The 17,930-nt window shown below is 66.5% G+C and carries 15 protein-coding genes; 7 read left to right on the top strand and 8 right to left on the bottom strand.

Features of this window, described 5'->3' with window-relative positions:
• Nucleotides 1-3: 3 nt before the first annotated feature.
• Both BM244_RS08420 and BM244_RS08415 read right to left on the bottom strand, forming a co-directional pair.
• Nucleotides 4-951 carry a VOC family protein gene (locus BM244_RS08420; protein WP_093398509.1) on the bottom strand — a complete coding sequence of 316 codons (948 nt, stop codon included), beginning with the start codon at nucleotides 949-951 and terminating at the stop codon, nucleotides 4-6.
• A complete protein-coding gene (locus BM244_RS08415; RefSeq protein ID WP_093398508.1) occupies nucleotides 948-2,267 on the bottom strand; it encodes an MFS transporter in 1,320 nt (439 codons plus the stop codon). The genes BM244_RS08420 and BM244_RS08415 overlap by 4 nt, the downstream gene beginning before the upstream one ends.
• Nucleotides 2,268-2,447: 180 nt before the next feature.
• On the opposite strand from BM244_RS08415, the gene BM244_RS08410 reads away from it, so the two are divergent.
• From BM244_RS08410 to BM244_RS08395, 4 genes are all read left to right on the top strand, one after another.
• Nucleotides 2,448-4,070 (top strand): FAD-binding oxidoreductase, encoded by a 1,623-nt coding sequence (locus BM244_RS08410; protein WP_093398507.1) that lies wholly within the window; start codon nucleotides 2,448-2,450, stop codon nucleotides 4,068-4,070.
• A gap of 100 nt (nucleotides 4,071-4,170) precedes the next feature.
• Complete coding sequence (locus tag BM244_RS08405) at nucleotides 4,171-4,692, top strand: DUF3598 domain-containing protein (RefSeq protein WP_093399042.1); 522 nt, start codon at nucleotides 4,171-4,173, stop codon at nucleotides 4,690-4,692.
• A 40-nt stretch (nucleotides 4,693-4,732) separates the two neighbouring features.
• A complete protein-coding gene (locus BM244_RS08400) occupies nucleotides 4,733-5,983 on the top strand; it encodes a serine hydrolase domain-containing protein (protein ID WP_175518133.1) in 1,251 nt (416 codons plus the stop codon).
• Nucleotides 5,984-6,044: 61 nt separating this feature from the next.
• Nucleotides 6,045-6,959: a hypothetical protein gene (locus BM244_RS08395; protein ID WP_093398505.1), complete on the top strand. Its 915-nt coding sequence runs from the start codon at nucleotides 6,045-6,047 to the stop codon at nucleotides 6,957-6,959.
• Between the two features lie 82 nt (nucleotides 6,960-7,041).
• Here BM244_RS08395 and BM244_RS08390 read toward each other — a convergent pair whose 3' ends face one another.
• Nucleotides 7,042-8,046, bottom strand: a complete 1,005-nt coding sequence (locus BM244_RS08390; RefSeq protein ID WP_093398504.1) for an alpha/beta fold hydrolase — start codon at nucleotides 8,044-8,046, stop codon at nucleotides 7,042-7,044.
• Between the two features lie 22 nt (nucleotides 8,047-8,068).
• The gene (locus tag BM244_RS08385; RefSeq protein ID WP_093398503.1) at nucleotides 8,069-8,452 is read right to left on the bottom strand and encodes a c-type cytochrome; all 384 of its coding nucleotides are present in this window, start codon (nucleotides 8,450-8,452) and stop codon (nucleotides 8,069-8,071) included.
• A gap of 211 nt (nucleotides 8,453-8,663) precedes the next feature.
• Here BM244_RS08385 and BM244_RS08380 point away from each other — a divergent pair, with 211 nt between their 5' ends.
• A complete protein-coding gene (locus BM244_RS08380; protein WP_093398502.1) occupies nucleotides 8,664-10,115 on the top strand; it encodes a flavin monoamine oxidase family protein in 1,452 nt (483 codons plus the stop codon).
• 32 nt (nucleotides 10,116-10,147) lie between these two features.
• On the opposite strand, the gene BM244_RS08375 is transcribed toward BM244_RS08380, so the two are convergent.
• Nucleotides 10,148-10,948 carry a hypothetical protein gene (locus BM244_RS08375; RefSeq protein WP_093398501.1) on the bottom strand — a complete coding sequence of 267 codons (801 nt, stop codon included), beginning with the start codon at nucleotides 10,946-10,948 and terminating at the stop codon, nucleotides 10,148-10,150.
• A 230-nt stretch (nucleotides 10,949-11,178) separates the two neighbouring features.
• Between BM244_RS08375 and BM244_RS08370 the strand changes: the two genes are divergently transcribed.
• Entirely contained in the window at nucleotides 11,179-12,477 is a 1,299-nt protein-coding gene (locus BM244_RS08370; RefSeq protein WP_175518132.1) for a serine hydrolase domain-containing protein, read from the top strand.
• 545 nt (nucleotides 12,478-13,022) lie between these two features.
• Here BM244_RS08370 and BM244_RS08365 read toward each other — a convergent pair.
• The 3 genes from BM244_RS08365 to BM244_RS08355 all read right to left on the bottom strand — a co-directional run bounded on the left by BM244_RS08365 (nucleotide 13,023) and on the right by BM244_RS08355 (nucleotide 16,906).
• Nucleotides 13,023-14,363, bottom strand: coding sequence for an MFS transporter (locus BM244_RS08365; RefSeq protein ID WP_093398499.1), 1,341 nt, complete (start codon nucleotides 14,361-14,363; stop codon nucleotides 13,023-13,025).
• Between the two features lie 4 nt (nucleotides 14,364-14,367).
• Nucleotides 14,368-15,372 carry a DUF1838 family protein gene (locus BM244_RS08360; RefSeq protein WP_093398498.1) on the bottom strand — a complete coding sequence of 335 codons (1,005 nt, stop codon included), beginning with the start codon at nucleotides 15,370-15,372 and terminating at the stop codon, nucleotides 14,368-14,370.
• A gap of 340 nt (nucleotides 15,373-15,712) precedes the next feature.
• Nucleotides 15,713-16,906 carry an FAD-dependent oxidoreductase gene (locus BM244_RS08355; protein WP_254784351.1) on the bottom strand — a complete coding sequence of 398 codons (1,194 nt, stop codon included), beginning with the start codon at nucleotides 16,904-16,906 and terminating at the stop codon, nucleotides 15,713-15,715.
• Between the two features lie 262 nt (nucleotides 16,907-17,168).
• Here BM244_RS08355 and BM244_RS08350 point away from each other — a divergent pair, with 262 nt between their 5' ends.
• Nucleotides 17,169-17,927: a maleate cis-trans isomerase family protein gene (locus tag BM244_RS08350; RefSeq protein ID WP_093398496.1), complete on the top strand. Its 759-nt coding sequence runs from the start codon at nucleotides 17,169-17,171 to the stop codon at nucleotides 17,925-17,927.
• Nucleotides 17,928-17,930: the final 3 nt, after the last annotated feature.

Genomic DNA, 17,930 nt, shown 5'->3' with positions numbered 1-17,930 from the left:
GGCCTATCGACGAAACGCCTCGAGCCTTACGCCCCATGGCGTGACGGCGGCCGCGGCGGTGACATCACCCCAGGGCTCCATCCGGATCACGCGCGGAGGCAGGATCGTGCAGCCTCCGCGTGCGGCGCTGACGAGGAACCCCTCGATATCGCTCATCGGAAACCGCAGCGTCGCCCATCCCCGTGCCGGCGGCCCGGCTTCGGCGAAATGCAGCGACTCCGCGGTATATTCCAGCACCTCGACGGAGCCCTCGTTGCGGCCGTTCGCCTGATATATGCCAACCTTCAGATCGCGCACCCGGGCCACGTCGAGCGGCAAGCCGAGGCAATTGTCGCCCGACGCATGCGCCCAGGTCGATTCCTGCACCACGCTCCAGCCCAGCGCATCGACGTAGAACGCGCGGGCCGCATCGAAATCGGGCACCACTTGCGTCGAATTGAACACGTAGGACGTGTCGCCGATCGCGTCGTCATACCCCGTCAGCGGCGGCGCCATGCGTTGCATGACGGCGATGGCCAGCCCGTCGGCATCGCGCGAGACGACCTCCTTAACGCTCAGCGCCCCGAAATCCCACGCCGTCAACGGTCCGAACGCGCAAAAGCCGTGGCGCGTCATCGCCGCATGGATCGGCTCGATCGCGGACAGCGCGCGGATGTTGATGTCGAACAACCCCCCGCTGTCCCACGCCTGCGCGCCGTCGCGCATCACGCCGGTATCGCGACCGGGGAACGCAAACAGGCGGATGTTTCCCCTGCCCTGCGCCGGATCGCCGATCAGCGCCTCGTCCGCGGTCCAGCTGGGATCGATACCCATGAGCTCGAGCGTGGCAGGTGCGGCCTGCCCGCGCCAAATCGTCCGGTAACCGAAGATCGCGTTCAGCCGCGCGATGCTGGCATCGACCTCCAGGACGATGGCAGTGGCTTCGTCGAAACCGTTGTCGAGCGCGATCATGCGGGAATATCCTCGTCTGCGAATTGGCGATAGCGGCCCAGCGCCAGGAAGGCGGCGGCCGCCGCGACCAGCGCGAACGCTGCGGTCGTCAGGGAAAAGCTGTAATTGCCGTGGAGGTCGTAATCGCGCGCGAAGGCCAGCGGGCCGAGCCCCGAACCGAGCGCGAAACAGACATATAACAGCCCATATATCGCCGCGTAGCTGCGCATCCCGAAATAACGCGCCACGAAATACGCGACGACGTCATATTCGATTCCCAGCGCGAACCCGATCAGGACAATCGCTGCGGCCGCGGTGGGGTAGTCGAGCGTGGTGCCGGTCAGCAGCCAGCACGATATCGCCGGCAGTGCGAGGATCACGAAGCTGATGCCCGGCGCCCAGAGCCGATCGAGCAGCCAACCGCCGAAGATCCGGCCGATGATCGCCGACAGGCCGACCAGCGGTGTCAGGGCAAGCACGGTGCCGGGCGCCACGCCGCCGCTCTTGAGGATTATCTCCAGGTTGGGCACCGGTCCTGCCAGCGCGTAGGAGATCGGCACCAGCGCGAACGCGATCAGCCAGAACCGCCATTCGCGCAGCGCTTCGCCCAGCGTGAATCCGCCGGGAACAAGGGTACGGACGACCGCGTCGGGATGCGTATCGGTATCGCGGAACAGGAAGAACGCGACCGGAAAGGCGATCAGTATCGGCAACAGGCCTAGTCCGACATACCCGCCGCGCCAGCCATGTTCCGCGATCAACCAGGCGAGATACGGCTTGCCCAATATCCCGAACAGCCCCGTGCCCATCATCGAAATGCCGAGCGCGAGTCCCTTGCGAACATCGAACCACTGGTTGACCGCCTTGGTCCAGGTGATCGGCAGCGTCCCCGCCCCCAGCAACGACACCAGGCCGTAAGTCAGGTAATATTGCAGCAGCGACCCGCCGTTCAGTGCCATCGCCATGAACGCGACACCGAACAACACCAGCGACGTCAGCGCGACGCGGCGGACGCCCAATCGTACCGCCAGCACGCCGACCGCGGGCCCGGCGACCAGCACCACCAACGTCGTCACGGTGATGCCGGCCATGATCTCGCCCATCGACCAGCCGAACTCGGCGGCCAGATGCGGCGCGAACATGCCGATCGTGTAGAACGGCATCGCCGCCAGCCCCAGGCCGATCCCCAGCAGCGAGGCCAGCACGACCTGCCAGCCACGTCTGAATTCGCCATAGCCCAGCGGTTGCGCGGGTCGCCCCATCCAGGCGGTATCGGTCGAAGCGTGGCCGGTCGAAGCTGGCCCGGTCGAAGCGCGGCCTGTCGAAGCGATGGTCATGCTTTGCGTGCCCCCGGGTGGCGGCGACCGATGCCGCCGTTATGCGGACAAGGCGTCAAGGCCTCGACGCGAACAAGCTCGGGTGCTCCACGATCCGCCCTGCGGATAAAGCGAGGCCGGGTCGGCGCAGGGGGGCCCGGCCGCCTATTCAGGCACGCATCACAGCACAGGACGACGCCGATGCACGCGGATGCGACCACGACGCCTTCGAGCTTTCCCGCCCCCCCCTCCGCCGCTGCGCTCGAAGCCGCCTTCGCGGCGATCGTCGGCGCGGCGAACGTGCGCGACGACGAAGCCAGCCTGAAGCTGCACAGCGAGGATGTGTACGAAGCGTCCGCGTATGTCGCGATGCTGATCGTGGCGCCGGCTACGCTCGACGAACTCGGCGCCGTCGTCGCCGCGGCCCATGCCGCCGGCGTCGCGATCGCCCCGCGCGGCGGCGGCATGAGCTATACCGCGTCCTATCTGCCGGTGACCGATACCAGTGTCTCGCTCGACATGTCACGGATGGACCGCGTGCTCGCGATCAGCCCGGAGGACATGACCGTGACGGTCCAGGCCGGCTGCACCTGGCGCGCCCTCAACGACGCGCTCGCGCCGCATGGTTTGCGCACGCCGTTCTGGGGGCCGATGTCTGGCTTGTATTCGACGATCGGCGGGGGTTTGTCGCAGGGCAACGCGATGTTCGGCGCGGGTCGTTACGGGACGGCGAGCGAGAGCATGATCGCGATGACGATAGTGCTGGGCGACGGCCGCGTCCTGCGCACCGGCGCGCGCGGCCCAGACGGCGATACGCCGTTCTATCGACATTACGGGCCCGATATCGCCGGCCTGTTCTGCGGCGACAGCGGGACGCTGGGGATCAAGGCCGAGATCACGATGCGGCTGATCCGCACCCCCGCGCACGAGGACTACGCCTCGTTCAGCTTCAGGTCCGGCACCGACCTGCTGACCGCGCTCGCCGAGATCGCGCGGGCTGGGATCGCATGCGAGACATGCGGCTTCGATCCCGGCCTGACCCGGGTACGGCTGCGCCGGATGTCGCTGGCAAGCGATATCAAGACGCTCGCCGCGGTCGTCGGCAAGCAGAAGTCGTTGACCAAGGGGCTGGCGGCGGCGGCGAGGATCGCGCTCGGCGGCCGTAATTTCGTCGAAGCCGACGAATACCCGCTGCACATCGTCGCCGAGGGGCGGACCGCCGCCGGGGTCGCCGCCGACATCGCCGCGGCGCACGCCATCGCGGTTCGTCACGGCGGTCGGGCGATCGACAACACGATCGCCAAGGTGATCCGCGCGCAGCCCTTTCCCGTGCCGAACTCGATGCTCGGGCCCGACGGGGAAAGCTGGGCGTCGGTCCATAATCACGTATCGCTGTCCAACGCTCCGAAGGTGTTCGCGGATATCGAGACACTGTTCGCCGGGATGCAGCCCGAATTCGACGCCCACGGCATCACTTTCGGCTATCTGTTCACGTCGTTGGCGACCAATGCGATCACCGTCGAGCCGGTCTTCTACTGGCCGCACGGTTACCGTCCGATCCATGCCGCGCTGATGGATCCTGGGCACCTCGCAGGTCTGCCGAAGCTCGATGCCAATCCTGCGGCGACCGCGGTCGTCACGCGCGCGCGCGATGCGGTGAAGGCGATCGGCGTCGAATATGGTGCCGCGCATTTCCAGATCGGTCGCGCCTACCCCTATCGTCAGAGCCGCGACGCGGCATCGCTCGCGTTGCTCGACGCGGTCAAGGCGCTGGTCGATCCGGTGCGGCAGTTCAATCCGGGCGGGCTTGGCTTCCCCGGTTGAGCGCGGGCTAGTCGCATCGCGGTCACTTTGCGCGAACGTCGGTTGCGCGGCGATCACTCGGCCTAGCGTACGATAGACCATGGACAAGGAAGCAAGCGCGATGAGCGAAACCGCAACACTGGGCGTCCGCGAAGCCATGCCGATCCTCGCCAGCAACGAGGGCGTCTGGGAAGGCGTGTACCGCTATTACGATGCGAAGACGGGCAAGCTGATCGACGAACACCAGTCGCGGCTCATCTGTCGGCTGGTGCACGAGGATGGCAAGGACCGATATCACCAGACCAATTTCTATTATTGGGACGATGGTCGCACCGATGTGCGCGAATTTCCGGCGTGGTACGAGAATGGCCGGGTCTGGTGGGACAACGACCTGATCAAGGGCTGGGCCGCGCACATGCAGCCCGATGATTTCAACCGCTCGACCTGCCTCAACTGGACCCGCAAGAACGAGCCCGGCATTTATCTTTACGAGATGATCCAGAACAACGACGAGCGCACCAAGCGCGCCCGGACGTGGCAGTGGTTTCGCAACGGTGAATGCTACCAGCGGACGCTGATCGACGAAGTCTTCGTGACCAAGGACTGGCAGAGCTGGACCTATGATGGTCCGCCCCGGAGCTGAATCCCTGCGCCCGTTCCCCCCTGACGCGAGTGGCTATGCGATGCGCCGTCCCGTTCGATCGATTTTAGTGCTGATCCCGACGCTTGCCGCGCTGGGACTGTTGACCGCCGCCGCGTCGGATCAGGATGCGGTGTACCGTGCGCGGTTCGATGCGATGATGAAGGCCGGCGGGGTCGTGACGCACTATGATCCGATGGAGGTGGTACCGGGTGCACGGTCGGCGGTTCCGCTTCGTGTCGCAACGGCGGCGGAACGCTCGATCCGGGGCGACGCACTGGACCGGGCGACGGCGTATGCAGGGGCGAACAATAGCCGTGTGCTGATCGTCTGGCGCAACGGCACGGTACAGCGCGAGGCGTATTTCGGGGCAGCGGACCGCACCACGCAGATCGTCTCGAAATCGCTCTCCAAACCGCTCGGTGCGATCGCGGTCGGGCGCGCCATCGCGCTCGGCCGGATCAAGTCGCTCGATCAGCCGGTGGCGGACTTCATTCCCGAGTGGACCTCCACGCCAAAGGCCGCGATCCTGGTTCGCCACCTGCTCGACATGCGCTCCGGCATGCTCGGACAGATGACCAGTCCGGACCCCGCGCACCCGATCAACCGTGCGTATCTCGGTCCGGATCACGACCGGGTACTGATCCACGACTATCCCCTCGTCGACGTCCCGGGTACCCGGTTCGGCTACAGCAACGCGGTCGCGGACATGATCGCACTGCTGATCGAACGCGCGACCGGCATGCGATACGCCGAGTTCATCGGACGCGAAGTGCTCACCCCGATCGGGGCGCCAGGCGGACGCATCTGGGTGGATCGTCCCGGCGGCCTTGCACATTCCGGATGCTGCATGACCCTTCCCGCAGAAAGCTGGCTGCGGCTCGGCGTCCTGTTGCTCGACGACGGCATGGCAGGTCGCCGTCGGCTGTTGCCGCGCGGCTATGTCACGCAGATGACTACCCCGACGCCTCAGAACCCCTATTACGGCCTCGGCGTGTGGGTCGCCGGCCGCTATGTGAAACGGCGCGGATTCACCGGCGTTGATGGCCCGGGTCCCCAGGTATTGCACGGCGCGCCCTATGCCGACCGCACGCTGTTCCTGTTCGACGGCAACGCAAACCAGGTCGTCTACATCTCGCCCGCGACGCGGATGGTCATAGTGCGCGTGGGCGATGCGCCACCGAGGCAGCCGACGGAGTGGGACAACAGCGTCCTGCCCAACCTGCTGATTGACGGTATCGTGCCGCGCAAGGGGGAACAAAAACCCGTGCCGCAACCGGAACCCGCGGCGTGATTGCCGTGCATCTGCCATCGTATCGGCATCGGCCATCGTATCTGCGTCGGAAGGAAATCGCATGACCCTTCTTCGCTGCGCCACGCACGGGGTCGCCGATCTCGACGCCGCGACCGAGCGGTTCGCGCAGTGGCTGGACTACCGTGTCGTCGAAGAGGGCGTGGTTGCCGCCGATCTTGCTGCTGCGTGGGGAGCACCGGCCAGTGCGGGCCGGCGCTATGCCGTGTGTCAGCCGGCCTCTGGCACCGAGGCTTTCCTGCGGTTCGTCGAGGGCGACACGGTCCCCGACTATCGCCCAATACGAAGCCATGGCTGGGCGGCGATCGAGATCTGCGTCGAAGACGTCCTCGCGGTCGATGCGCGGATGCGCGAACCCGACTCGCCGTTTCCGGTAATCGGGTCGCCGACGCGGATCGCGGGCTTCCCGGCGATCTTCCCGATGCAGGTACGCGGCCCCGACCAGGAAACAGTGTACTTCACCCAGATCACCGACCCGCTGGTACCGGGCCTGCCGCGTGCCAGCTCGCCGATAGACGCGATATTCATTCTCGTACTCGCGTGCGCTGACCTGCGGACGACGGCGGCTTGGTTTGCCGAAACCCTGCTGCTCGACGTTTCGTCCCCGGTGGCGATCCGATATTCGATGATCAGCCAGGCGTTCGACCTGCCGATCACCGACCTGCACCCGATTGCCACGGCCAGTTGGCAGGGCGAGGTGTTCCTCGAACTGGACGAGTATCCCGCGAGCGCCGGCGAACGCATCGGATATCCAGGCGCGCTGCCGCCGGGCGTATCGATCTGCACGCTCATAGTGCCGCATTTCGCTACCCTGCCGGTGGAGTGGTTCTCCCCGCCCGTAGTGCGGCCAGGCCGGCTTTACGGGGGTCGACGGGTGGGCGTTCTTAAGACGCCGGAAGGGGCATTGATCGAGGTCATCGAAGGGCCGCCCGCATGTGTATTGGCGGCGACCTGCTAGGCAGTGCGATCCGCGACGAATGGCGTGGGCCAACCTGTCGGCAGGATACTGATCGAAGTCGACCGACGCACGATCGCTGCGGTCAGCGCTTGTCCTTCGCACCGTCGGGAGCGGCCGCTTCAATATAGGCGGTCACGAGCGCGGCATAGCGATGCGGAACCTCGACGGGTGGATAATGACCTACGTCGGCAAGACGGATCTTGGAAACCTGGGCGTTGGTCAGATAGCCGGCGAGCGTATCCATCGCCGCATAGGGCAACAACGGATCGGCACCGCCCCAGATCAGCAGAACCGGGGCCTTGACCGCGTTCATCGCCGCCACCGCCTTGGCATGATCTTCCACGACTGCGACCAGACTGAACATGTTGGACCGCGGAGCACGGCGGTTCATGTCGTAGATTTGCCGGTGAAAGGCCGCATCGTAGCGCGCCGGATTGCCTGCGTAGAAGTCCAGGAATGCATCCCAATAGGCTTGCGACTGATAGCCCCGCGCCTTGTAGTCGGCGATCGCGGCTCGCAACGCGGGGGTCAGCGTCTTGACGTCGGGACGTACCTGGTCGGCAGGCGCGTTGGAGATGATCAGCCGCGCGACGAGATCGGGGCGTTTCGCCGCCAGTTGCACCGCCATCGTGCCGCCGCTCGACACGCCGACGACCGTCGCTTTGACGATACCCAGCCTAGCCAGCAGTTGTTCGGGAATATCGGTCGGTCCGAGCGCGGCCAGGGCTTCGTTCGAAACGGGCCCGGACAAGCCCTGCGGCGGAATGTCGAAGCGGATGACTCGGTAGCGTTTCGCCAGTTGCGCGGCGAGCGCATCGTAGGTTTTGAGGGAGCTTACGGAGCCGTGGATGAGCAGGATCACTGCTCCCTTCCCCTCGTCCTTGTAATACACCTCGACGCCGCCGATCATCGCGGTCCTGCCGCGGGCATCACCGTAGCGGGCGCGCAGCGCGTCGAGCGTGAGCCAGGGCGCATCCGTCGCCGCCATGGCGGTCGAGACCGGCACGCTCGCCGAGATTTGCGTGTGGCCGGCGGAGGAAACGCCCGCGACGGCGGCGAATATCGGCAGGATGACGCAAGCCTTCATGGCAGGTCCTTTCACACAGGAATCAGCGTTTGGCAGGCTTCAGCGTGACGAGATACGCGATCATGTCAGCACGGTTCTGGGGTGCCGCGATGCCGGGAAACGCCATCTTGGTGCCCGGTACCAGCGCGCTGGGTCGCTTGAGGAACGCGTCGAGCTGGGCGCCGGTCCAGACGATCCCGGACTTCGCGAGCGCCGGCGAGAACGTGTAGCCGGGCTTGGATGCGGCCTTCGCCCCCGCCACCCCGTTCAGGTTCGGACCGACGCCGTTCCGCTCGGCCGCCCCGACCGTGTGGCAGGCGCGGCATTGCAGGAACAGCTTGCCGCCGCGCACCGGATCGCCCTGCGCCAGCGCGACCTGCGGCACGAACAACATGGCGACAGCGAAAAGGCGGGCAGTCGGGCGCATGGCGGGATCCTCGTTCGAACGGCGGGAGCGTGGCAGGACCACGCCCTGATCCTCGACTAACCCGGCCGCCCCCCGACCGGCCGCCCCGCACTGGGTATGATCGCCTGCCGACCATGCCCGGCGTCACGCTCGACGGATGGCGCCGCCGCACCACACCAGACACGCTCGCATCCGGTTCGCCTGAGAGGCACGCCGCCACGAGAGGGACGTCATGCACTTCAGCCGCCGCGATATCGTTGCCGGGGCCGCCCTTCTGGGCCTCGCCGCGCCTTTGCCCGCCTTCGCCCGCCAGACCAGCGCGAAACGGACGCCAGCGAAGACCGGCGATCCCGACGTCATCATCCTCGGCGCGGGCATTTCCGGACTGAACGCCGCATGGTTGCTGGAGCAGCAGGGACTGAAGGTGGTCGTGCTGGAAGCACGGCACCGTGTCGGTGGCCGCGTGCTGACGCTGTTCGACCAGCCCGGATACCCGGAAATGGGCTTCAACTCGATGGCCGCCGGCTATGGCCGCGGCATTGACGCGGCCAAGCGCGCCGGGGTCGAACTGGTCGACGTCTCGCCGCGCTACACGGTCGACCCGACCCAGCAATTGCTGCTCAGCGGACAGTCCATCGCCCGCGCCGACTGGGCGACCTCGCCGCTCAACCCGCTGCCGGCGGCGCTCAAGAGCAAGATGCCGTGGGAGGTCGTGCCCGGCCTGTTCATGCAAAATCCGCGCTTCCCCGACTGGACGGACTGGATCAACGCGACGCCCGCGCTCGACATATCCGTGCAGCAGTTCCTGAGCGCGCAGGGCCTGAGCGACGCGGCGATCCGGCTGGTATTCGACACGGCGCCCTATGCCGGAACCAACGCCTACGACGCCGCCGCGCTCAACTATGATTTCAACTATGGCTGGATAAAGACCCAGATGCAGGGCGGCGCGCAGAGCTTCGGCGTGAAGGGCGGCAACCAGAAGCTGACCGACGCGATGCGCGGCCTGATCAAGGGGGACGTGCTGCTCGGCAAGGAGGTCGTCGGGATCGAGACGGGCAAGGACAGCGCCAGCGTCACCTGCCGCGACGGCACCGTCTATCGCGGGGGCCGCGTGCTGTCGTCGCTGCCGTTCTCGACCTTGCGCAACGTCCACCTGACGCCTGCGCTGACAGGAGCGCAGGCCAAGGCGGTCATGACCCTGAATTACCAACCGCTGTCGATCGCGTTCCTGACCGTCGAGCAACCCTATTGGGAGGCGGACAAGCTGCCCGTATCGATGTGGACGGACGGGCCGCTCGGCACCGTGCTGGCGCAGCGCTACGGCGCGACGATCGCCGAAGTCACGGGGCTCAGCCTGTTCGCACGCGGTCGGCTGGCGCAATATTGGGATCGGCTCGGCAAGGACGCGGTGCTGAAGCTCGTGGTCGACGAACTGGCGCGCGTGCGCCCTGCTTCCAAGGGATTGGTCACCGGCGCGGCATTCCACAGCTGGGGCAACGAAGTGTTCAACGGCGGCGACTGGTCGTATTTCTCACCGGGCCAGGTCAGCAGCTTCGGCCAGGCGATGTCGGTGTCGAGCGGCCGGCTGCACTTCTGCGGCGAGCACACCGCCACCACCAATCGCGGTCTCGAAGGCGCGCTGGAATCGTCAGAGCGCGCAGTGCTGGAGATCATCGCCGCCTGAGGCTGCGGCGATGCGCTATGCCAACCGCCGCATCATCCAGCCGGGACCGGGTGGATCGCGTGGGGCATCGCCGCCAACCCCAGCCGCTGGCGAAGCGTCCCGGTTCGCCTGGCTTCGGGAAGCAGTCCACGCTCGACCAGCGCGGGCAGCATGGTGTCCGCGAACTCCTGCAGACCCCGACGCGGATAGGGGGGTGTCAGGTGGATCCCGTCGATGATGCCGTCATGATACAGCGCCTCGATCTGATCGAGCCCAGCCAGCGCGGTATAGGTTCGCAACAGGCATTTCTGGCCGGGGGGCGGCTTTGGCGAATCCATGTCGATGACCACGATGTCGGCGGCGACATGCGACCATAGCGGGTCTGCATCGGTCTGGACCAGGACCGGATGGCCTTGCAACGGGGCCGGCGGGAATGGCGGATCGCCCGGCGCGCGATCGTCGGCGGCGCACCATTCGTTCCAGCGACCGCGCGTCGCGGCGACGAAATCGATACCCCGCGGCACGCTCTCCGCGACCGTCGGCGGCATCAGCGTCGACGGCTGCCAGCCCGCGCAGCCATTGGTCGCACGGTCGAGTGCCGCCAGGCCGCGCGCGACGTCGTCCGGAAGGGCCCGCGCGGTATCGATCGTCGGCACCAGCCCGACCGCACCGGCACGCGGCGCCAGCCACGTTGCGATCGACAGCGCATCGAACGGCGCTGCATGGCCATCGCCGAGCAGCAGCAGGCCGATCCGCGCACGTTCGGTGAGCCCGATCATCTCCTCCGCCCAGGCGTGATCGGTCAGGCGAGCGTCGCCGATACCGGCGGACAGGATCAACGGCGCACGGTTCATAGCGTAATCACTCCCTCGTTTGATAAGCGACCGTTGCACTGCATGCAGCGCGAGACCGCGCCTGCGCACGGATCGATCAGCAAATTCATACGGATAGAAAGAGGGCCACCGGCCGCGTTAGTCTTTCGGTGCGCACCCTTTGCCCGCCAGGCGGACAGATGCCGCGCCCGCGGTCGCCGGTGGTGCGTCTCGGCCTAGCCTTGGCGACACACCGTATCGGGGCTCAGGGCATGATCGAACGCGCAACTGTCGTACGGACCGCGTCGCCCGCGGGGAAACGCGGCGGTGCCGACACTGGAAACCCCGGCGTGCGGCGCGGGGCAACGCTTGCAGCGCGGGCACTCGCTGGCCTTCTGGCGGTCTCCACGTCCGCCATCGCCGTTGCGCAGGACAGCTGGCCATCGCCGGCGCAGGTCAAGCTGGTCCATGACCGGCTGGCGACCTTTCCGGCCAGTCGCCTGGTCGCCGCGGTAGACTGGTATCAGCCCCAGGAGGCGGTGAAGGGCGCGCGCCACCCACGGCCGATGGTGCTGAAACCCACCGCCAGCCGCACGCTGGCGCCGACCGCGGTCGCCGCAGCCACCGCCTATGCCGAAGCGCAGAAGAGCTATGCACTGCTGGTCTGGCGCAAAGGCGCGCTGGAGATCGAGACCTATTGGCCGGGCTTCGATCGCAGTTCGCGTTACGAAACCGCATCGATGCACAAGACCGTCGTCGCACTCGCGATCGGTGCCGCCGTCGCGGCCGGCAAGATCCACGGCGTCGACGATCCGATCGAGCGCTACATTCCGGAACTCGTCGGCACGCGACGCGGCGCGATGCCGCTGCGTGGCTATCTCGAAATGGCGAGCGGGATCGAAACACCGCGGCCGGGCGGCGACGCCAGCGTGTACTGGCAATATTACCTGGGCGACGACCTCAATGCCGATGTCGCACGCTGGCCCGACACGTGCGCACCGCGGACCGAGTTCTGCTACGCCAACGCCAACACGCATTATCTCGGCTGGGCGCTGAGCAATGCGACGGGCATGCGTTACGCCGACTGGTTGTCCCGCGCGATCTGGCAACCGATCGGCGCCAGCGATGCCAGGCTCTGGCTCGACAAGGTCGGTGGCAGCCCGCGCCACTCATGCTGCCTGATCGCGACGGCGCAGGATTGGATCCGGATCGGTCGCCTGATCCTCGATCAGGGCAAGGTCGGCAATCGCCAGGTCGTACCCGCCACCTGGATCGCATCGATGACCGCCCCCTCCCCTGCCAATCCCAATTACGGATGGCAGGTGTGGCGCGGCAGTCCACACGCGCCGGCGCGGACCTACGGCAAGTCGATCAAGGCACAGGTGCCCGCGGCGGACCCGTTTGCACGCGACGACGTCGTCTTTCTCGACGGTTCGGCGGGGCAGCGCGTCTATGTGATTCCGTCGGCGGACATGGTGATCGTCCGGATCGGCACGCCCAGCACCGACTGGGACGATAGCCGTCTCCCCAATCTGCTCCTCGCGGGTCTGCCGATCGATCCTGCGAAATGAAACCGCGTCGGGACGCGTCCGATGACCAGGCGGAGTCGAGGATGTCGACGGACGTTGCGATGGCGTCGGGCGCACTGCCCACGGCCAGTCGGTCCCAAGCGACCCGGCATCATGGGCGGGATCGTCGCCCCGTATCGGCTGCATAGGGCAGCACATTCTCGGATCGGCCGATCCAATCCGTAACGCGGCCGACTTGCCGCAAAGGCGTCGGCGCGATCAGGACCGGGCTGATCGGTAAGGGTTGATGAACCGGGCGTGCTCTGGCTGCGACGGGGGCTGCGACCGGGGCTGCGACCGGCAGGCGGGCATCCGGCCATATCGACGACGCGGTATTCGAAGCGTTCGAGCGCGATATCGCCCTCGCGAAACGCGTCGTCGTCAGGCGCTTTCCGATGGCCGCCGCTTTCCGATCACCGGGGCTGCACGCGGTTACGCGACATCGCCCGACTATCTGGCTCGCGCCGCGCCGCGCGAAGGTACGGCAATTGTCGCGCGGCGCCTGCCGGTCGCTCCCGCGGTCGCCGATGACCGCGGGTGCCCTGTGTCTAGTTCCGGCCCCAGCGTGCGAGGATCAGCGCGCCCACCGCGTTGAGCGCCGCCGGCGCCAGGCCGAACGATACCATGACGCCGACCAGCGCACCGGGTGCCTGCGGCAACCCCGCGACGGCCCGCGCCGAATCGAACCCGAACGCGGACAGCATCAGCCCGACCAGCAACGTGCCGCCGAGCGCGAACGCGATCTTGTCGGTTGCGATCCAGGCGGCGGCGTAGAGCCCGGCATGGCGATCGTCCTCGCTGGCGATGTCGGACATCATCGAGAAGCCGAGCATCGTCCACCCGGCATTACCGACCGCGGCGACGAACGACAGGACATAGGCCGCGACCGTGCCCCACTGCGCGGCGAACGCCCAGACGGCATAGGTCGTCGCGAACAGCACGGTCGATACGACATAGGCGCGCCGCTTGCCGATCCGCGCGGCGACCGCGACCCATATCGGCTGCGACACGACGATCCCGGCACACGCGACGAACACCAGGCCGCCGATCAGTTGGAACGCATCCGTGCGCGCCATATTGTAGCTGAGGAAATACAGCATCGAGGCATAGCCCATGCCGGCGCCCATCAGCTGCAACAGGTTCGCACCGAGCAACACCGAAAAGCGCGGGGCAAGCAGCACCGCGAGCGCCTCGCGCGGAGTCAGCCGTACGCGTGCCTCGGTACTGGTAACGAACGCGCTCTGTTTCGCGGCATGCCCGGCGCCGAAGAACGCCGCCAGCAGGGCGAGCGGACAGATCACCGCGAGCACCAGCGCCATCGTCTCGTACGCCGCCTGCCCGCCGCCGTGGCTCTGGACGATCGCCGGCGCCACGGCACCCGCGGTCAGCACGCCGACCGCCGTGAAGACGAGGCGCCACGCCATGATGACGTTGCGTTGCCGCGAGTCCGAGGTGAGTTCACCGGCGATGGCGAGATACGGCACCGAGAAACTCGCGAACACCATCATGTACACGCTGAACGCGAACGCGACATACGCGACCCGCAACGTCGTCGAACCCTCGGGCACGTGGAACAGCAGCAGCATCGCGACCGGCGCGCCGAGCGCCCCCGCCAGCAGCCAATAGCGCCGCTGGATCCGCTGCTGCCAGCGATCCGACAGGATGCCGACCAGCATGTCCGAGCCGACGCCCCAGACGAGCTTGGGCACGAAGATCGCGGTGCCGGCGATGGCCGGCGCGATGCCGAGCACCGTTGTCATGAAGAACAGCAGCAGCAGCGAGGGCACGTCGCGGAAGACCTGCCCCGCGATCTGGCCGACGCCGTAACCGAGTTGCGCGCCCAGGCCGAGGGTTCCGGCGGTACGCGGTGCGAGTGCTGCTGTGGCCATGGACTCAGCCCTTCGGCTTGAAGGCGGCGGGCGGCTGCGGCGGCGACCAGCCGACCGGGACCGGCGCGGGCTTTTGCTCGCGCGCGTAGTTTTCCAGGCTCGACAGCGACGGCCCGTAATCCTCGGTCGGCGCATGCAGCCATTTCTCGCCCATCGCGCGCGCCGCGGCGACCAGATCGGCGGGCAATTCGTTGATTCCGCCGGGAAGCGTCGCGAACGTCGTGAAGTAACTGACGCTGCCGGGCGCCTGGCCCATCAGCATCCATGGCAGCCACGGCGTGATCCGCGACCAGCTGCCGATGTGCGGAATATGGGTCAGCGCCGGATTCTCGACGTCGGCCCGCTTCACCACATAGATGAAATGCTCGGACACGCGGTTCATGGGGCCGGCGGACTCCCGCGGCCATTTATCGGGCTGGAGCGCGTTCGGGTACATCAGCTCGATCCCCGTGGTCAGGATCATCGTCCCGTCGGGCCCGTACTGCCAATCCTGCAGGAACGGCTTGCGCGGTGGCTTGTCCTTGTTGAGCCCACCATAGGATGGTGGTTCGGGCTGGAATTCGCCGATCGTGAAATTGAACGGATCGTTGGCGATCGGCACGACGCGGACCGCCTCGTTCGTATATGGATTCTGCCAGGTTTCGAGCAGCCGGCCGGTCTCGAGGTCGCGGTAGAAGACGATCTCGCGCAGCATGCGACGGATGCTGCCATCCTCCAGCCGCTTGGTCCGCACGAAGCTGAAGCCCTCCACGCCGAAGAGCGGGCGGACCTTCTCGTTTTCGCGCACCCCGTAGGCGATGCCCTTGAGCCAGCCGCATTTCTCCTTGGCCGGATCGAGATCGGCATCGATCCGCGCATACGTGTCGCGCGTCCAGACCGGATCCTTGAAATCGATCTTCGTGCGAAACTGGACCGCGGGCGGCTTGGCCAGCGCCGGCATGGCCGTCATCCCGGCCGCGAGCGCGGCGAGGCCAAGGCCCTCGCGACGACTGACAAGCACATCCTTCATGGCAGAACTCCCGGCTGTTTCGATCATGGAACGAAACTGGCGCGCTCTGCCGCCGTCCCGCCATATGCACGCAGCCGAATAGTCGCTTGGCGGATAGGCTCCGGCGCTATGCGCGCTGGAGCATCGCGACGCATGACGGGCATCGCGGAGATCGCGGAAGAATGAGGATAAGAGTGCGGTGCGCGATCCCGGCCCACTTGCCGTGCTCCGGCTGGAGCGAGAGCCAGTCGCCATCAACGTCACGCCCGGTAACGCTGGACTCCATCCTTCGCAGCCGATTGGTCCTGCAAGACCGGACCCCGATCTTGCCATCCCCACCGCCCCGGCGAACGCCCCTCCATCACAGGATCGCGGCTTCGTCCTTCAGACTCTCGTACATCGACTGGCGGAGCAGATACGCCCGGCGCTTCACCGGGTCGGCGGCCAGCGCCGCCAGCCGCACTTCCTGCGCGCTGCGGCCGTCGCCGCCCGCTTCCATCATCGTCTTGTTCGCGATCGTCTGCGACTGGACGAAGGTGTTGGCGATCGTCCGGCGCTGCCGGTCGTACTGCGCCAGCGACACGTCGGCATCGGCATCGTCGAGGATGATGTCGCGCAACCGGGTCGTCAGGTTCCAGACGTCGTGGATACCCGAGTTCATCCCGAACCCGCCGAGCGGATTGTTGAGATGCGCGGCGTCGCCGGCCAGCAGCACGCGGCCATGGTGGAACCCGCCGGCGACGCGCTGGTGCACGCGGTACAGCGTGCGATGCGACGTCTCGACCTTGGCGCCATCGCCGACCAGCCCGTCGAACACCGCGTTCTTCTTCGCGTCCGACAGCAGGTCGACGTCCTGCGCGGCGATGTTGGTCGGCACCAGCACGCGCCAGAAATCCGGCACGCGCAGCAGCACGCACCACTCGTCGCGGTCGGACACGTAGTTGACGGCCGCCAGTCCGTCGAAATGCCGCTCGATCGGATAGCGCGTCGACAGCGTCAGGAAGCGTTCGGGATAGGTGAATCCGTCGAAGCTGGTGCCGGTCCACTTGCGGATCGTCGAATTCGCCCCATCCGCGGCGATCAGATAGTCCGCGCGGATCGTCTCGATCGCCATCGGCGTCTCGACCGATACCGTCACCCCGTTCGCGTCCTGATCATAGGCGAGGACCCGTCGCTGGAACCGGGTTTCGCCATTGGGCAGCGCGTCGAGCTTCGCGGTCAGCAGCCGGGCGAGCTTGAACTGCTCGCACTGCAGCCGATACGGATGCGCCGACACGTCCGCCAGTTCGCCCAGATCGAGTTCGATCACGTCGCCGCTGCGCCGGTTGCGGTAGTGATAGGTCGGCGCCCGCAGGCCAACCTGCTCGAGTTCGCCCAGCACACCCAGCTCGGCAAGCATGTCGAGCGTCGGCGGATGCAGCGTCGAGGCACGCATGTCCTCCGGACAATCGGGCAACGCCTCGACCAGGATCGTGTCGATACCCATCAGCGCGAGGCGATACGCCGCCACCGCACCCACCGGGCCGCCGCCCGCAACCAATACCTGCGTTCTCACGACCCCAGCCTGCGCTCCAGTCCTGGCCTCCACACGCTACCCCCAACTTGCTTCTTGTTACCGATATCAGGGTAGCGGCCGGGTGGAGGGCGGCTTGGTCATGGATCATTTGTGCTCGACAGACGGACAGATTTTCAGCGTCGACACGCCAGGATCATCGGAGCACGTCGCGGTTTGATCGCTGGGCGGAGACATATGTCCGAAACCGTTCCGATCCATTCTCCAGGATGGTTGGGTAAGCCCAGTTACAGGAGGCTGAGGCATGGTGGATTCACTCGGGCACCGCATGAAATTCGCGGTGGTGGCGCCGTCGACCAACACCAGCGTCGAGCCCGAATATGCGCGGATGCAGCCGCGCGGCGTCACCAATCACTTCTCGCGCATCGCCATTCCGGACACCAAGGTGACCGACGACGAGAGCTTCATGGTGATGCTCAACACGATCCGCGATTCGACCTTCGATGCGGTCGACGTGTCCATGTCGATGGAGCCGGGTTGCGTCATCATGGGGATGTCCGCCGAGACGTTCTGGGACGGCGCGGAAGGCGCGGATCGGCTTCACAAGAAGATGGTCGAGCGGACCGGCGGCGTCCCCGTGATCATGGGCTCGACCGCGGTCGATGCGGCGATCAAGGCCTACGAGGCCGACCGCAAGCCGATCCGCAAGATCGGCATCATCACGCCCTACATGCCCGTCGGTGACCGCAACGTGCAGAAGTTCTTCGAGGACCAGGGCTATGAGGTGGTCAACCTCGTCGGGCTGAAATCGCCGTCGCCGATGATGATCGCGCATGAATCCAAGCAGATACTCAAGCAGGCGGCGATCGACGTGTCCGACGGCGTCGATGCGATCATCCAGGCGGGCACCAATCTCGCCTTTGCCGAGGTTGCGGCCATCGCCGAATTCTGGCTGGATAAGCCGGTGATCGCGATCAATACCGCGACCTATTGGCACGCGCTCAGAACGATGGGCATTTCCGACCAGATCGACGGCTTCGGCCATCTGCTCAGCCACTGCTGAACC

The organism is Sphingomonas sp. OK281, assembly GCF_900115295.1.
GTDB lineage: Bacteria > Pseudomonadota > Alphaproteobacteria > Sphingomonadales > Sphingomonadaceae > Sphingomonas.
This window is presented reverse-complemented; position numbering and strand designations above follow the sequence as displayed.

What these genes read in the sequence shown, in the direction of transcription:
- BM244_RS08410 (WP_093398507.1), top strand. Translation starts at nt 2,448, where the DNA reads ATGCACGCGGATGCGACCACGACGCCTTCGAGCTTTCCCGCCCCCCCC.
- BM244_RS08360 (WP_093398498.1), bottom strand. Translation starts at nt 15,372, where the DNA reads ATGAAGGATGTGCTTGTCAGTCGTCGCGAGGGCCTTGGCCTCGCCGCG.
- BM244_RS08400 (WP_175518133.1), top strand. Translation starts at nt 4,733, where the DNA reads ATGCGCCGTCCCGTTCGATCGATTTTAGTGCTGATCCCGACGCTTGCC.
- BM244_RS08395 (WP_093398505.1), top strand. Translation starts at nt 6,045, where the DNA reads ATGACCCTTCTTCGCTGCGCCACGCACGGGGTCGCCGATCTCGACGCC.
- BM244_RS08385 (WP_093398503.1), bottom strand. Translation starts at nt 8,452, where the DNA reads ATGCGCCCGACTGCCCGCCTTTTCGCTGTCGCCATGTTGTTCGTGCCG.
- BM244_RS08350 (WP_093398496.1), top strand. Translation starts at nt 17,169, where the DNA reads ATGGTGGATTCACTCGGGCACCGCATGAAATTCGCGGTGGTGGCGCCG.
- BM244_RS08415 (WP_093398508.1), bottom strand. Translation starts at nt 2,267, where the DNA reads ATGACCATCGCTTCGACAGGCCGCGCTTCGACCGGGCCAGCTTCGACC.
- BM244_RS08390 (WP_093398504.1), bottom strand. Translation starts at nt 8,046, where the DNA reads ATGAAGGCTTGCGTCATCCTGCCGATATTCGCCGCCGTCGCGGGCGTT.
- BM244_RS08420 (WP_093398509.1), bottom strand. Translation starts at nt 951, where the DNA reads ATGATCGCGCTCGACAACGGTTTCGACGAAGCCACTGCCATCGTCCTG.
- BM244_RS08365 (WP_093398499.1), bottom strand. Translation starts at nt 14,363, where the DNA reads ATGGCCACAGCAGCACTCGCACCGCGTACCGCCGGAACCCTCGGCCTG.
- BM244_RS08405 (WP_093399042.1), top strand. Translation starts at nt 4,171, where the DNA reads ATGAGCGAAACCGCAACACTGGGCGTCCGCGAAGCCATGCCGATCCTC.
- BM244_RS08375 (WP_093398501.1), bottom strand. Translation starts at nt 10,948, where the DNA reads ATGAACCGTGCGCCGTTGATCCTGTCCGCCGGTATCGGCGACGCTCGC.
- BM244_RS08370 (WP_175518132.1), top strand. Translation starts at nt 11,179, where the DNA reads ATGATCGAACGCGCAACTGTCGTACGGACCGCGTCGCCCGCGGGGAAA.
- BM244_RS08380 (WP_093398502.1), top strand. Translation starts at nt 8,664, where the DNA reads ATGCACTTCAGCCGCCGCGATATCGTTGCCGGGGCCGCCCTTCTGGGC.